Genomic DNA, 15761 nt, shown 5'->3' on the forward strand with positions numbered 1-15761 from the left:
GGCACTCCGTTTCCTGCTCCGGGGAGGCGCGCGTTCGCGCTTGCCGTGGAGGGGTCACCGTGAACATTCACGCCGATTTGGGCGAAGCCTCAGCAAACCGCCGCGAACTCGTTCTGGCATTGCGCAAACTCCGGCAGGGCGACTTTTCGATCCGCATGAGCGAGGCCGGCTCAGACGCCGACATCGAAGTGGCGATGCTGTTCAACGAGGTCGTCGAGCTCAACCAGCAAATAACCGAAGAATTCGACCGGCTCGCGAGGGTCGTCGGCAAGGAGGGCAAGATCGGCCAGCGCGCGAAAGTGCGCGGGGCGACCGGCGGCTGGGAAAGCAAGCTGCGCGCGGTGAACGAGCTGGTGGACGACATGGCCCAGCCGATTACCGAAGTGTCGCGCGTGCTCGGCGCGGTCGCGCAGGGCGACCTGTCGCAATCGATGACCGTCGAGAGCGACGGGCGCCCGCTGAAGGGCGAGTTCCTGCGCATCGGCAAGGTCGTGAACACGATGGTGGAGCAACTCGGCAGCTTCGCCGCCGAGGTGACCCGCGTGGCGCGCGAAGTGGGCACCGAAGGCAAGCTCGGCGGCCAAGCCCGGGTGAAGGGCGTCGCCGGAACGTGGAAGGACCTCACCGACAACGTGAACCTTATGGCCGCGAACCTGACCGGGCAGGTTCGCAATATCGCCGATGTGACGACTGCGGTGGCGCTCGGCGATCTTTCCAAGAAGATCACGGTCGACGTTAAGGGTGAGATCCTCGAGCTGAAGAACACCATCAACACGATGGTGGACCAGCTTAACGGCTTTGCCAGCGAGGTGACGCGCGTGGCGCGCGAAGTGGGTACCGAGGGCAAGCTCGGCGGCCAGGCGCAAGTGCCGGGCGTCGCGGGTACCTGGGCAGACCTGACCGAGAACGTGAACTCGATGGCGGCGAACCTGACGGGCCAGGTGCGCAACATCGCCGAGGTGACCACCGCGGTCGCCTCGGGCGATCTCTCCAAGAAGATCACGGTGGACGTGAAGGGCGAGATACTCGAGCTCAAGAACACCATCAACACGATGGTCGATCAGCTCAACGGCTTCGCCAGCGAAGTGACGCGCGTGGCGCGCGAAGTTGGCACCGAGGGCAAGCTCGGCGGCCAGGCGCAGGTGCCGGGCGTCGGCGGCACGTGGAAGGACCTCACCGACAACGTGAACTTCATGGCGGCGAACCTCACCGGCCAGGTGCGCAATATCGCCGAGGTGACGACGGCAGTGGCGCTCGGCGACCTGTCCAAGAAGATCACGGTGGACGTGAAGGGTGAGATCCTCGAGCTCAAGAACACCATCAACACCATGGTGGACCAGCTGAACTCGTTCGCCTCGGAGGTCAGCCGCGTGGCGCGCGAAGTCGGCACCGAGGGCAAGCTGGGCGGCCAGGCGCAAGTGCCCGGCGTGGCCGGCACCTGGGCCGACCTTACGGAAAACGTGAACTCAATGGCGGCGAACCTGACGGGCCAGGTGCGTAACATCGCCGAGGTGACGACGGCCGTGGCCCGCGGAGACCTTTCGAAGAAGATCACGGTGGAAGTGCGGGGCGAAATCCTCGAACTCAAGAACACCATCAACGTCATGGTGGACCAGCTCAACTCGTTCGCTTCGGAAGTGACGCGCGTGGCGCGCGAAGTGGGTACCGAAGGAAAGCTCGGCGGCCAGGCCCAGGTGGAAGGCGTCGGCGGGACGTGGAAGGATCTCACCGAGAACGTGAACGCCATGGCCGGCAACCTCACCGGCCAGGTGCGCAACATCGCCGAAGTGACGACGGCGGTGGCCCGCGGCGATCTTTCCAAGAAAATTACCGTGGACGTGAAGGGCGAGATTCTCGAGCTCAAGAACACCATCAACGTCATGGTGGATCAGCTCAACTCGTTCGCTTCCGAAGTGACTCGCGTGGCGCGCGAAGTGGGTACCGAAGGCCGTCTCGGCGGCCAGGCGCAGGTCGAAGGCGTCGGCGGCACGTGGAAGGACCTGACCGACAACGTCAACGCGATGGCGGCGAACCTCACGGGCCAGGTACGTAATATCGCCGAGGTGACAACGGCCGTGGCGCTGGGCGACCTTTCCAAGAAGATCACCGTCGACGTGAAGGGCGAGATCCTCGAGCTGAAGAACACCATCAACACGATGGTGGACCAGCTCAACTCGTTCGCATCCGAAGTGACTCGCGTGGCGCGCGAAGTCGGCACCGAAGGCAAGCTAGGCGGCCAGGCGCAAGTGCGCGGTGTCGCGGGCACCTGGGCGGACTTGACCGACAACGTCAACCTGATGGCGGAAAACCTCACCGGCCAGGTCCGCAACATCGCCGAAGTGACCACGGCTGTGGCGCGCGGTGACCTCTCCAAGAAGATCACGGTGGACGTGAAGGGTGAGATTCTCGAGCTCAAGAACACCATCAACGTCATGGTCGATCAGCTCAACGGCTTCGCCAGCGAGGTGACGCGCGTGGCGCGCGAGGTCGGCACCGAAGGCAAGCTGGGCGGCCAGGCGCAAGTGCCGGGCGTCGGCGGAACCTGGAAGGACCTCACGGACAACGTCAACCTGATGGCGACCAACCTCACCAACCAGGTCCGCGGCATCGCGGGCGTCGTGACGGCGGTGGCCCAGGGCAACTTGAAGCGCAAACTGACCTTCGACGCCAAGGGCGAGATCGCCTCGCTCGCCGAGACGATCAACGAGATGATCGAGACGCTATCCGCGTTCGGCGACCAGGTGACCAACGTGGCGCGCGAAGTCGGTGTGGAAGGCCGCCTCGGCGGTCAGGCGCGCGTGCCGGGCGCCGCCGGCCTGTGGCGCGACCTCACCGACAACGTCAACGCCATGGCCACCAACCTCACCAACCAAGTGCGCTCCATCGCCGAAGTGGCGACCGCGGTGACCAAGGGCGACCTCACCCGCTCGATCGCGGTGGAAGCGTCGGGCGAAATGGCTGCGCTCAAGGACAACATCAACGAGATGATCCTCAACCTGAAGGATCAGACGCTCAAGAACGCCGAGCAGGACTGGCTCAAGACCAACCTCGCCCGGTTCAGCCGCATGCTGCAGGGCGAACGCGACCTGACGACGATCTCGAACCTCATCATGAGCGAGCTCGCGCCGCTGGTGAACGCGCAATACGGCGTGTTTTACGTCGCCAACGAGAACGACAAGGGGCCGGTTCTCGACCTCGTTGCAAGCTACGGCGCCGACAAGCGAGCCGAAGTGAAGGACCGCTTTGAATTGCGCGAAGGCCTCATCGGCCAAGCCGCCGCCGACAAGCGCCCAATGCGCCTGACCGGGGTGCCGGGTGACTACATTCGCATCGGTTCGGGTCTCGGCAGTGCCACGCCGGCCAACATCAACATACTCCCTGCGCTGTTCGAGGACGAAGTGAAGGCAGTGATCGAACTGGCCTCGTTCGAGCAGTTCAACGAAACACATCACAGCTTCCTCAACCAGCTGATGGAAACTGTCGGCATCGTGCTCAACACAATCGCCGCCACTATGCGCACCGAGGAATTGCTGAAGGAATCGCAGCTCCTCACGCAGGAACTGCAGGCTCGCCAGACCGAGCTGACCACCAAGCAGGAAGAACTCCACAACACCAACGAGGAGTTGCAGGAAAAGGCCCAGCTTCTCGAGAACGAGAAGAAGCAGGTCGAAGCGAAGAACTTCGAAATCGAAATGGCCCGCCGCGCGGTCGAGGAGAAGGCCGAGCAGCTGGCGCTCACCTCGAAGTACAAGTCCGAGTTCCTTGCCAATATGAGCCACGAACTGCGCACGCCGCTCAACTCGCTGCTCATTCTGTCGAAGCTCCTGGCCGACAACCAGCAGGGCAACCTCAATACAAAGCAGACCGAGTTCGCGCGCACGATCCACGCGGCTGGGACGGACCTGCTCAACCTCATCAACGACATCCTTGACCTGTCGAAGATCGAGTCCGGCACCGTCTCGATCGAGCTCGGCGACATGCCGATGACCAGCCTCAAGCAGCACATGGAAAGGACTTTCCGCCAGCTCGCCTCGGAGAAGCGTCTTGCGTTCGAGGTCGACTTCGCACCGACCTTGCCGGCCGCGATCCGGACCGACGAGAAGCGCCTTCAGCAGGTGGTGCTCAACCTTTTGTCGAACGCTTTCAAATTCACCTCTCACGGCAGCGTCCGACTGGCGGTGAGAAACGTTCAAAGCGGCTGGACTGCCAACCACCCGATCCTGCGCGATGCGGAAGAAGCGATCGAGATCGCGGTCACCGACACCGGCATCGGCATCCCGGAAGACAAGCAGCGGCTGATTTTCGAAGCCTTCCAGCAAGCCGACGGCACGACCAGCCGCAAGTATGGTGGCACCGGCCTCGGCTTATCCATCAGCCGCGAGATCGCGCGTCTGCTGGGCGGCGAGATCCGCGTTCACTCGGAGGTCGGCAAGGGCTCCACCTTCACGCTCTATGTACCCCTGCAGTCGCCCGGCATCAGCCCGGCGCTGGCCGCGCCGCCCGTTCCCGAACCCGGTGCCGTTCCGCTCGGCCCGATGGCTCAGACGGATGATCGGGACGAACTCGGGGAAGAGCCGTTCGTGCTCATCGTGGAGGACGATCCGACTTATGCGTCGATCCTTCTCGAGCTTGCGCACGAGCAGGGTCTGAAAGGCGTCATCTCTTCGGCCGGGTCCGGCACCACCGCGATGGTCCGCAAGATGCGTCCGACCGCGATAACCCTCGACCTAGGGCTCAGCGATATTGACGGGTTCGTGCTGCTCGACCTGCTCCGGCACGAGCCGGAGACGCGCGACATCCCCGTGATCGTGATTTCAGGCGCCGAGCAGGCACCGCACGCGCTTACCCTGGGCGCGGCCCAGGTCATCGAAAAGCCTGCAGAGCAGAAGGAACTGTCCGAACTTTTCGCGCGGATCGCGCGGGAAGCCAAACCGGTCAGGCGCAAGGCGAAGAGCGCGCCGCGCAAGCCAAAGTCAGCGGCGAAGAAGGAACCCGTTCTCGAACTGCCCGGCGTCAAGATCCTCATCGTCGACGACGACATTCGCAACATCTACTCGCTGGCAAGTGTTCTCGAGGCACAAGGGGCCGAAATCGTGCATGCCGAGCGGGGGGCCGACGGCATTGCAATCCTCGAGCGCTCGCGCGACATCGACATCGCCCTCGTCGACATCATGATGCCCGAGATGGATGGGTATGAGACGATGCGGCGAATTCGGGCCAATCCCGAGATAGCGCACGTGCCTTTGATCGCCGTCACGGCCAAGGCGATGAAAGGCGACCGGCAGAAGTGCCTCGACGCAGGGGCCTCCGATTACATCTCCAAGCCGGTCGACATCGATCTGCTGCTCGCATTGACGCGTGTCTGGATCGGCCGTGCGCGCGCTTCCGATCCCGTCGAGGCCGCAGCCGACTGGGCCGCATGACAGTTCCCCTCAAGAAGCTAACGACGGTGCCCGAAGTCGAGCGGCCCAGTTCAGCGAAGATCCTGATCGTCGATGACGATCAGCGCAACCTGCTCGCGCTCACCGAAGTGCTGGCCCCCCTGGCGGAGGTGGTGACCGTCTCATCGGGCCGGGACGCCCTGCGCGCGCTGCTGCACGACGACTTCGCGGTTATCTTGCTCGATGTCTTCATGCCCGACATGGACGGGTACGAGACCGCCGGCGTCATCCGTCAGCGTGAGCAGACCGCCCGCATACCGATCATTTTCCTCTCGGCGGTCAACAAGGAAACCGAACACCTGATGCGCGGCTACGAGATGGGCGCGGTGGACTACGTGTTCAAACCGGTCGATCCCCTGATCCTGCGTTCCAAGACCGCGGTCTTCGTCGATCTCTACGAGCTTCGCCAGGAAGTAGAGGAACGCAATCGCGCCGAGCAGCAGGCCAACGAGGCCAAACTGAGGGCCGAGCAGCAGCGGCTGGAGATCGACCGCGAACTGCAAGCAGCGCGTCTGCGGCAGGCGGCCATCCTCAAATCCTTGCCGGTGGTCCTGTTCGAAGCCTCCTTCTCCCAGGAAGAAGGATTGCGGCGCAAGGTCGTTGGCGACGAAAACGCCGCCCAGATCGAGGGGGACCTGGGGCAGGTCAAGATCGACGATCCGCATTGGGAAGATCATATCCCCGCCGACGATAGGGCCGAGATCGAGCGGGCCTACTCGGCGAGCACCGGAGACGGCAGCCGGACTTCGGTCCGCTATCGCTGGGCCGCGGATTCCGCCACGACACGCTACTTCCTCGAGCAAGCGGTGCGGATCGACGAACGCACGTGGGTCGGCTCCATCACCGACGTGACCGCTCAGAGCGTACTCGAGAGTCAACTGCTCCAGGCCCAGAAGATCGATGCCCTTGGCCAGTTGACCGGGGGTGTGGCGCACGACTTCAATAACCTGCTCGCCGCCATTCTCGGGGGCCTCGAGTTGCTCGGACGACGCGTTCAGATGAACGAGCAGGCCGAGCAGATCGTCGCCCAGATGCGGCAAGCGGCCAACCAGGGCGTGGCACTGGTCAAGAGCCTGCTGTCGTTCGCGCGCAAACAGCCTCTCCTGCCGGTGGCAGTCGACCCGGAAGGTCTTCGCCACTCCGTGCTGCCTCTGGCCGAGCACGCGCTGGGTAAATCCCACCGCATCGAGTGGCGCTCCGACTGCGGCAACTGCGAGTTTTTCGCGGATCCCGCGCTGTTGACGCTGGCGGTGCTCAACCTGATCATCAACGCGCGCGACGCCATGCCCGAGGGGGGCCTGGTCGAGGTCGATGTCACTTACCCGGAGGAGGGCGGGGCGGAATCCGACAGCTTGCGTATCGCGGTGCGCGATCACGGCACCGGAATTCCCGACGAGATCGTCGAGAAAGTGACCGAGCCATTCTTCACCACCAAGCCTGCCGGCAAGGGCACGGGCCTCGGCCTCTCCATGGTGGCCGGCTTCGTGGAACAGTCCGGCGGCAAGCTCGCATTCCGCAAGCCACAGGGCGGCGGCACTTGCGTCGACATAATTCTGCCGACCGCAAAGGCATGCGGCCCGGCCGATGACAAAGCAGGCGATCAGGCAAGCAGCGGCACGGGGCGGGGGAGCCCGGAAGCCAAGACGCCGTCCAGCGACCGCGTGCTCCTGGTGGATGACGACGATATCGTGCGCACCATCCTGGCGGATGTGCTCGAGGATCTCGGTTTCGCGGTGTCATCGGCGGCTGACGGTGAGCAGGCCCTCGAGATATTGCGCGGCGAGGGCGCGCAAATCCGGCTGGTTTTGTCCGACATCACCATGCCCCGCATGAATGGGATTGAGCTCGTCAAGGCAATGGACGCCGAACGAATGGAAACGCCGATCGTCCTTATGACCGGTAATCTCAGTCCCGATCTCGTCGCCCAGTTGCCGAAGGAGATCGAAGTGCTGACCAAGCCTCTGACCGAAAAGGTTCTGCAGGAATTGCTGAGCGCCTGAGCAGTACCCGGACTGCTCTTCCTGAGCGCGGCGGTTTCAGCCGGCAGGAAGCGGTAGCGCCCACGGGCTTCGTGGGGCAGAAGGACGCCGCATGACTACTCGCATCGTTGGCATCGGCGGAACCGTACACCCCGGAAGTTCGACCGAGCATGGCCTTCGCCTCGCCATCGCCGCCGCAGAAGCGGCCGGCGCAGAGGTCACGGTGTTCGGCGGCGATTACCTGCGCGCTCTGCCGCACTATCGCGGCGAGGGCTACGGTGTCGAAGATGGCACGGAGCTGGTTGAGGCAGTGCGCCGAGCCGATGGCCTGATCGTGTCCGCTCCCGGGTATCACGGGACGATCTCGGGGCTTGTGAAGAACGCGCTCGACTACCTTGAAGACCTCGCCCGCGACGAGCGTCCATACCTGGAGGGGCGGGCCGTAGGCCTTATAGCCACCGCTTACGGCGACCAGGCCACCATGAGCACTATCCATACGCTACGCAGCATCGTCCATGCACTGCGCGGCTGGCCGACCCCGATGGCGGCGACGCTGCGTGTTCATGACGGCATGTTTTCGTCCGATGGCAAATGCCTCGACGTAAAGGCTCGCGCGCAGATCGAACTTGTTGGAGAGCAAACCTACCGGGGCGCGCAGGCGCTTTCGGCGTCGCCCTAGAGCGGCTTCGCGTCGAGCCGGCGCGCGATGCTCACGCCAAGCGCAATCAGCGGCGGCACGAGCACGACAGAAAGGGCGACCTTGGCCAACACTTGCCCGATCAGCAGATTCCGGATGTCGAATTCACCGTAGAACGCCAGGGTGATGAAGATGACCGAGTCGATCGCCTGGCTGAGGGCGGAGGCGATTGCGCCGCGCACCATCAACCCCAGCGTTCCATCGCCGCCGGCCCCCCGCAGGCGGGAGAATATCCATACGTTGAGCAGCAATGAGACGATGTACGCGGCCGGCCCCGCCAGCCAGACCCGCCAGAGCTGCGAGTGGACGCGCTCGAACGCGGCAAGGTCGTCGGCGCGGAACTCGACCATCTCGGCCGATGCCGGGAGGTTGAGCACCAGTTGCATCAGCAGCGAAGAGATCAGGAGCGGAAGGAAACCCCACCACACGAGCCGCCTGGCGAGGGAGTCGCCGTAAAGCTGCGACACCGTGCTCGAAATCACCACCAGCATCAGAAACGCGAAGATGCCCGATTCCACCGCGAGCGAGGTGGGCCAGAGCGCGACCTGTTTGTAGGCCATCACGCCGGCGACGACCGTCATGCCGCCGTATAGCAGAAGATAGACGAATAGGGCGCGCGGAACCCGCAGTTGGGCCGCGGCGGGGGAAGTTTCGTTCATCGGCGGCGGTTTGGCATCGGCCTTGAAAAAAGGGAAGGCGCAGCGCGGGACGGCTGTGGAGACCCGCTTGGGCAGGCTGGCCCTTTCCGCGAAACAAGTTTCCTACACAACCACTTCGAGCTAACGGGGGAACTATGCCGCCAATCGTCGCCAGCGTCCTGGGGATCGTCGCGATCCTCGCCATCGCATTCGTGTTGTCGAACGCCAAGCGGCGCATCAGCTTGCGAGTGGTCGCCGCCTCCTTCGCGCTGCAAGCGGCAATCGCTTTCATAGTCCTTCGCACCCCGTGGGGCGTGGCTGCCATCCAGGGTATGTCTAACGGCGTCGCGGCGCTGCTGAGCTACGCGAACGAAGGTACGGCATTCCTGTTCGGGCGGGAGAACCCGCTCGCGAACACGTTCGCATTGGGCGCGCTGCCCGTGATTGTCTTTTTCGCGGCGCTCGTCTCGATCCTCTACCACCTCGGCATCATGCAGCGCGTGGTGCGCTGGGTTGGCGGGGCGATCGGCTGGGTCACCGGGGTGAGCCGGGTGGAGGCTCTGGGCGCCGCGGCCAACATCTTCGTCGGTCAGTCCGAAAGCCCGCTCGTGGTGCGACCCTACCTAGCCGCGCTTAACCCAAGCGGCCTGTTCACGCTGATGACCGTCGGCATGGCGGGGGTGGCCGGCACAATCCTGGCTGCCTACGCGGGTTTGCTCGGCGAAGAGTACCTGCCGTTCCTCCTCGCCGCGGCGTTCATGTCGGCGCCTGGTGGCATTCTGATGGCCAAGATCATCATGCCCGACACGGAGGACCAAGTGCCCGCCGTTGAAGGAAAGATCGAACTTCCCGAAGCACGCATCAGTGCCGAAGGCCCTGCCGCGCTCGTCGAAGGCGGCAAGCCGCACGAGGTGGAACTGGCCGAGACGTTCGAGGAAGGGCACAAGCCCGCCAACGTGATCGAGGCGGCAGCCCAAGGGGCGCAGACCGGAGTAAAGCTCGCAGTCGCGGTCGGCGCCATGGTCCTCGCATTTGTGGCGCTGGTGGCCCTCGCCAATGGAATTCTCGGCGGGATCGGTAACATGCTGGGTTTCGAGAATTGGAGCTTCCAGGCGGCGCTTGGAGCTGTCTTCGCACCGGTTATGTTCTTGATCGGGGTGCCGTGGGACCAGGCGCCCGTCGCCGGCGGTCTGTTCGGCACCAAGATGGTGCTCAACGAATTCGTAGCATTTATCGACCTCGGCCAACTGGGGCCGGAGGTGCTCGACTCCCGCAGCCGCGCGATCGTGACATTCGCCCTCTGCGGCTTTGCGAATTTCTCTTCGATCGCGATCCAGATGGCGGTGACCGGAGGGCTCGCTCCGAACCAGCGTCCTGTCATTGCCCGGCTCGGCCTTCGCGCTCTCGCGGCGGGCAGCCTCGCCAACCTCATGAGCGCCGCACTGGCCGGCCTGTTCCTTCCCGCATAAGAGCTTACCGATGTCCGAGATTGCTTCCGTTTCGATCGCCCGCCCGCTGAACGAAGTTGCCGACGAGCTTGGCCGCAGCTTCCGCGAATATGGTTTCGCGGTTGTCACTGACCATGGAATTCCGGCGGAACTGATTGCCAAGGCGGAGACGCTGTCGAAGCAATTCTTCGCGCTGCCGGAAGAGGCGAAAAAGGCGTATCACCTTCCTGGCGGCGGCGGTGCGCGCGGTTACACGCCTTTCGGCACCGAGCGGGCGAAGGACGCGCAGGTTCATGATCTCAAGGAGTTCTGGCACGTCGGCCGTGAGCTGCCGGCGGGGCATCCGCTCGCGAAGTACATGGCCGCTAACGTGTGGCCCACGGAGGTCGCGGGATTCCGGGAGACGTTCAGCCAACTCTACTCCGCCTTCGAGAAGGCTGGCGAGCGCGTGCTGGAAGCGATCGCCCTGCATCTCGGGCTCGATCGCGACTATTTCAAAGCGACGGTCGAGGATGGCAACTCGGTGATGCGCCTACTGCACTACCCGCCGCTCGACGGTCCTCATGCCGAAGGCGCGATCCGCGCCGCGGCACATGGCGACATCAACACCATCACCTTGCTGCTAGGTGCGGAGGAGGCAGGGCTGGAGCTTCTCACCGCGAGCGGTGAATGGAAGGCGGTCGATACTCCAGATGGGGCACTGGTGGTCAACATCGGCGACATGCTCGACCGGCTTACCAATCATCGGCTCAAGTCGACCACGCACCGCGTGGTCAATCCCAAGGGTGCGGCGGCGTATCGCAGCCGGTTCTCAATGCCGTTCTTCCTGCATTTCCGGCCCGACTTTACCATCAAGACGCTGCCCGGCTGCATAGATCCTGCTCGGCCGGACGATCATCCCGAGCCGATCTCCAGCCATGAATTCCTCCAGCAGCGGCTGCGCGAGATCAATCTGGCCTGATTCGGCCCCGGCTCGGCATTTTTATCCATGTGAGTCGAATCTGCATCGATGTTGCATCCCCGCAACATCGAGTTATCGTTTGTATTCAATACCTTGCCGAGTTCTCCCGATGTGTGGAAAACTCGGCGCCGGTTTGTCATTGCAACGCAACAAAACTTCCGCCTTGGCCGCAATGTCATCCGGTCACAGGGTCTGGCCGGCGCCATCACATCATCGAATGCATAGGGACCGTCATTCCATGAAGCTCAAGTATCTGCTGGCTGCGAGCGTCGTCAGCCTCTCCGCCGCCGCTGCCATCGTTCCGGCACCTGTCGCCGCCCAGCAGATTACCACCGGCATCGAGGGCACCGTCAACGACGACGCGGGCAACCCGATCGCCGGCGCGACGGTCACGATTACCGACATGCGCACCGGCGCTTCGCGGGAGATCACCACGGATTCGAGCGGCCGCTTCACGGCAACCGGCCTGGTAACCGGCGGTCCATACGCCGTCGCCGCGGCGGCCAGCGGTTTCGAGGGCCAGACGGTCAACGACATCCAAACCACCCTTCAGGGCAACACCAGCCTCACCTTCGCGCTCTCGTCGGGCGGCGGCGAAATCGTCGTCACTGGTACGCGCGTGCAAGTGACCCAACTCGCGGTTGGCCCCGGTACCAGCTTCACCGCCGAAGTGCTCGAGAATGCGCCGACCTTTAACCGCGACATCCGCGACATCATCCGCATCGATCCCCGCGTCAGTCTCGATCGTGACGATGGCGGTTCGGGCGTCGACCGCATTTCATGCCTTGGCGGCAACGACCGCGGCAACGCTTTCACCGTCGACGGCATCAGCCAGGGCGACGTTTACGGTCTTAACGACACCGGCTTCTCCTCGCGTTCGTCGACTCCGATCCCTTACGACGCCGTGCGCGAAACCCAGGTTCAGTTCGCCCCGTTCGATGTGGACTATTCGAACTTCACTGGCTGCGCAATCAACGTGGTCACCAAGTCAGGAACCAATGATTACCACTTCGGTGGCTTCTTCGAATACGCGAACAACGACCTTCGCGGTGACAAGCTCGACGATCGCGGCGTAATCAAGAACGTCCCCGCCATCGGTCCGGAGAAGCGTTACGGTGTCTACCTCGGTGGCCCGGTGATCAAGGATCGGCTGTTCCTGTTCGGTGCTTACGAGCACCAGGAAGCCGGCCAGTCGCAGGACGACGGCCCGTCAGGCGCGGGGTTCGTGAACGAGGCCAACGGCGTCTCCGCGGCGCAGTTTGCCGAGATTTCGGAAGTGATCCGTTCGGTCTACGGCATCGACACCGGGCCGTTAGTGACCAACCGCGAGTTCACTAACGACCGTTACTTCGTCCGTGCGGATTTACAGATCAACGACGACCACCGCTTGGAAGCGACCTTCCAGCGGCTGGAAGAGGGCGTCGTCCGTCCTGACGACCTGACGCTTACCGGGACTTTCGGCCCGACCATCGTGGGTCGCAATACCTTCCTGATCAGTGGAACCGAGTCGAACTACTATTCCGGCCGCCTCTACTCGAACTGGAGCGACACGTTTTCGACCGAGCTGCGCTATTCGCGCGCTGAAGTGCAGGATCTGCAGGACCCGATCGGCGGCGGCGAGGCCCAGGATGAGAACCCGATCCCGCGCATCATTGTCGGCGTCGATAATGCGACTGGCCCAGACGGCGCGGTCCAAGCGGGCCCAGGCTTTTCTCGGTCGGCAAACGATCTTCAGACCACTATCCAGCAGTACCGCGCGATCGCAAGGCTCGATGCGGGAGCGCACCAGTTCAAGATCGGTGCCGAACTAAATAGCGCGGACCTTTTCAACCTGTTCATCCAGAACGGCACTGGCGCGCTGCACTTCCGCAACATCAACGACCTTCGTGAAGGGCTGCTTTCGCCCGGAACCGGCAACTTCAACACCACCTCAAGCCCGGCGAACCTCACTTCAGGCGCGGTCGAGGCTGCCATCGGCAATTTCTCCTCCACCGGGGACCCGCGCGATGCTGCGGCCGATTTCAATCGGAGCATCTACTCAGTATTTGCACAAGACGATTGGCAGGTAACTGATCAGCTGAGCGCTGTCCTCGGCGTGCGGGTAGACTGGTTCGACGGCGGTCGGCCCAAGCTCAATCCGCTGTACCTCCAGCGCTACGGTTTCCCCAACACCTCGAGCTTCAGCAATCTCGATCCGATCGTGATGCCGCGGCTGGCGCTGACGTACGATTTCGATGACTTTGCGGTGTTCAGTCGGGCGCAGCTGCGCGGCGGCGTAGGGATCTTCTCAGGAGGCGACCCGCTGGTTTTCTATGCCAATGCCTTCCAGAACGATGGTCGTGGCTTCGCCCAGGGAACGACCCAGGACGCGGGCTGCACTCCGAACAACAACGGTCGCTTCGACGTCGTCGTGAACGGCCAATTTACGGGCCTCCCACAATGCATCGTCACCTCCGGCGCGGCTGCGGCGGCTCAGGGGCGAGGCGATACCCAGTCGATTGATCCGAACATCAAGCAGCCGAGCGTGCTTCGCGCGAACATCGGCTTCTCTTCGGAACTGAATTTCAACGATACCGGCCTCTTCAGCGGTTGGAACCTCAACCTCGACTATATCTACAGCAAGTACCGCGATCCCCTGACGCTGGTCGATCTCGCAGCGGTGCCGGCCACCGCGACGTTCATTAGCGCCGCCAACCCGAACGGGCCGGCAATCGGGCTCAATGGCTTCACTGTCGATGGTCGTCCCATTTACCGGTCGATCGATCCGAGCGTAGCCGGATGCAGTGCCAAGCTGGTCGATATCACGCCAACGCCGATCTACACCGGGGTGACCGGGGCGTGTTTCAACACGCAGCGAGACGACGAACTCATGCTGACGAACGCCGGAAGCTTTCGCAGCCATATCGCTTCCGCCATCTTGTCCAAAAACTTCGACGGTGGACTGATGACCGAAGGCGGCAGTGTCTATTTCAGCCTCGGGTACGCTTATACGGATGCTCAAGACCGCCGGAACATGTTCCGTTCGACGGCGGGTTCGAATTATGACGGTTCGGCCGCCTTCGATCGGCAGAACCCTGCGGCGTCGCGTGGTTTCTTCGGCAGCAAGCATAACATCTCGACACAGCTTAGCTTCCGCGAGGAGTTTTTCGAGGATCTCGACACTCGCTTGGGCATCACATTCATCGCTCGCTCGGGGCGCCCCTACAGCCTAACCTTCTCGGGCCCCAACGGCACCGCACTATTCGGGGACAGCGTGTCGGGATCCGACAACTCGCTGGTTTACTTGCCCACGGGCGTGAACGACCCGAACATTGCTCCGACGTCGAATATGGCAGCGGTGCAGGGTCTGGTAGACTTTGCCAACGGCCTTGATTGCGCACGGCCGTACATCGGCACGTCCATTCCGCGGAATACCTGCTCGAATGACTGGTACTACGACATGGATTTGTCGCTTTCGCAGGAAATTCCCGGCCCGGGCCGGTTCTTCGGGCGGGACGACAAGATCAAGCTTTATGCGACCATGGACAACTTCCTGAACTTCCTCGACTCGGGTTGGAATATTCAGCGCCGTCGCAACTTCGAAGGCTTCCAGGACGTTGCGTCCGTGAGCGGTTTCGACTCACAAGGGCGCTACATCTTTGTGGCCTCTCCGGCAGGCCAGGGGTTCACGACGTTCAATAACGACAATCAAGTCAACGTTAGTTCGTCGGTGTGGCGCCTAAAGGTCGGTCTCAGCTACGATTTTTGATCCTCCTGATCGAACAGCGGCGGCGGCGCTCCAACCCGGAGTGCCGTCGTTGCTTTGCCTGCTTGCGGAACGGCGGCACAGCGCGCACCGTTGAGGGGCCATGGCGGCCAACGACAACTTCGCCTCGACATCGCGGCGTCCCAAACCAGGCACGCTCGCGCTGATCGTGCTGCTGCACGCGCTTGCGATCTACTCGTTAGCCAAGGTCTTTGCGCCGCAGATGACCGCCTCGATCCAACAATCTGTGCTCTCCAGCATCACGGTGACGGTCGAGACCAAGCAGTATACGCCGCCACCCGAGTCTGAGCCCGACTCCGGAGCCGAGGGCGAAGAAGGCAAGAAGGCCATTCCAAAGGCTTTCGTCGCGCCCGAGACCAAACTGGTGAGCAAGCCCAATCCGCCAGCGCCCAAGGTAAGTTCCACCGGTTCCGCAGACACCTCAGGCGCCCGCGAAGCCGGATCCGGCACTGGCGCAGGCGGCGCCGGCAACGGCACAGGCAGCGGCGCTGGCGGCGGAGGGGCAGGCGGCGGCATCGCTACCAACCCGGTGCATATATCCGGCGCGATCAACAATGCGCGCGATTACCCGGTCCCTGCGGATGGGCGTGATGCGCGCATCGGCTCGGAAGTGATCGTTAAGGTAACCGTGAGCCCCGAGGGGAGGGCCTCGAACTGCAGCGTATTCAGGCCCAGTCGGGATCCCGAAGCCGATCGCATTACCTGCCGGCTGGTCGTCGAGCGGCTGCGCTTCCGCCCGGCAACCGATTCTGCCGGAAATCCAGTGTCTGCGCCCTTCTACTGGCGCCAGCGATGGTTTTGATTTCGCATTCGCAGCATAGATAAATATCA

The 15761-nt window shown here is 63.1% G+C and carries 8 protein-coding genes; 7 read left to right on the top strand and 1 reads right to left on the bottom strand.

The window, feature by feature from the left end; translation table 11 throughout:
- Positions 1–155 precede the first annotated feature (155 nt).
- The 3 genes from ACWPM1_RS03175 (at position 156) to ACWPM1_RS03185 (ending at position 8099) form a co-directional block, all read left to right on the top strand.
- Positions 156–5423 (top strand): HAMP domain-containing protein, encoded by a 5268-nt coding sequence (locus tag ACWPM1_RS03175; RefSeq protein WP_455693389.1) that lies wholly within the window; start codon positions 156–158, stop codon positions 5421–5423.
- Positions 5420–7441: a response regulator gene (locus ACWPM1_RS03180; protein ID WP_455693390.1), complete on the top strand. Its 2022-nt coding sequence runs from the start codon at positions 5420–5422 to the stop codon at positions 7439–7441. The genes ACWPM1_RS03175 and ACWPM1_RS03180 overlap by 4 nt, the downstream gene beginning before the upstream one ends.
- Before the next feature lie 91 nt (positions 7442–7532).
- Entirely contained in the window at positions 7533–8099 is a 567-nt protein-coding gene (locus ACWPM1_RS03185; RefSeq protein WP_455693391.1) for an NADPH-dependent FMN reductase, read from the top strand.
- On the opposite strand, the gene ACWPM1_RS03190 is transcribed toward ACWPM1_RS03185, so the two are convergent.
- Positions 8096–8776 carry a queuosine precursor transporter gene (locus ACWPM1_RS03190; protein WP_455693392.1) on the bottom strand — a complete coding sequence of 227 codons (681 nt, stop codon included), beginning with the start codon at positions 8774–8776 and terminating at the stop codon, positions 8096–8098. The two genes, ACWPM1_RS03185 and ACWPM1_RS03190, sit on opposite strands and share 4 nt — an antisense overlap.
- 134 nt (positions 8777–8910) lie before the next feature.
- On the opposite strand from ACWPM1_RS03190, the gene ACWPM1_RS03195 reads away from it, so the two are divergent.
- From ACWPM1_RS03195 to ACWPM1_RS03210, 4 genes are all read left to right on the top strand, one after another.
- Positions 8911–10224, top strand: coding sequence for a NupC/NupG family nucleoside CNT transporter (locus tag ACWPM1_RS03195; RefSeq protein WP_455693393.1), 1314 nt, complete (start codon positions 8911–8913; stop codon positions 10222–10224).
- A gap of 10 nt (positions 10225–10234) precedes the next feature.
- The gene (locus ACWPM1_RS03200; RefSeq protein ID WP_455693394.1) at positions 10235–11164 is read left to right on the top strand and encodes an isopenicillin N synthase family dioxygenase; all 930 of its coding nucleotides are present in this window, start codon (positions 10235–10237) and stop codon (positions 11162–11164) included.
- Positions 11165–11402: 238 nt separating this feature from the next.
- A complete protein-coding gene (locus tag ACWPM1_RS03205; RefSeq protein WP_455693395.1) occupies positions 11403–14912 on the top strand; it encodes a TonB-dependent receptor domain-containing protein in 3510 nt (1169 codons plus the stop codon).
- 100 nt (positions 14913–15012) lie between these two features.
- The gene (locus ACWPM1_RS03210) at positions 15013–15732 is read left to right on the top strand and encodes an energy transducer TonB (RefSeq protein ID WP_455693396.1); all 720 of its coding nucleotides are present in this window, start codon (positions 15013–15015) and stop codon (positions 15730–15732) included.
- Positions 15733–15761: the final 29 nt, after the last annotated feature.

This window comes from Tsuneonella sp. HG249, assembly GCF_053819205.1.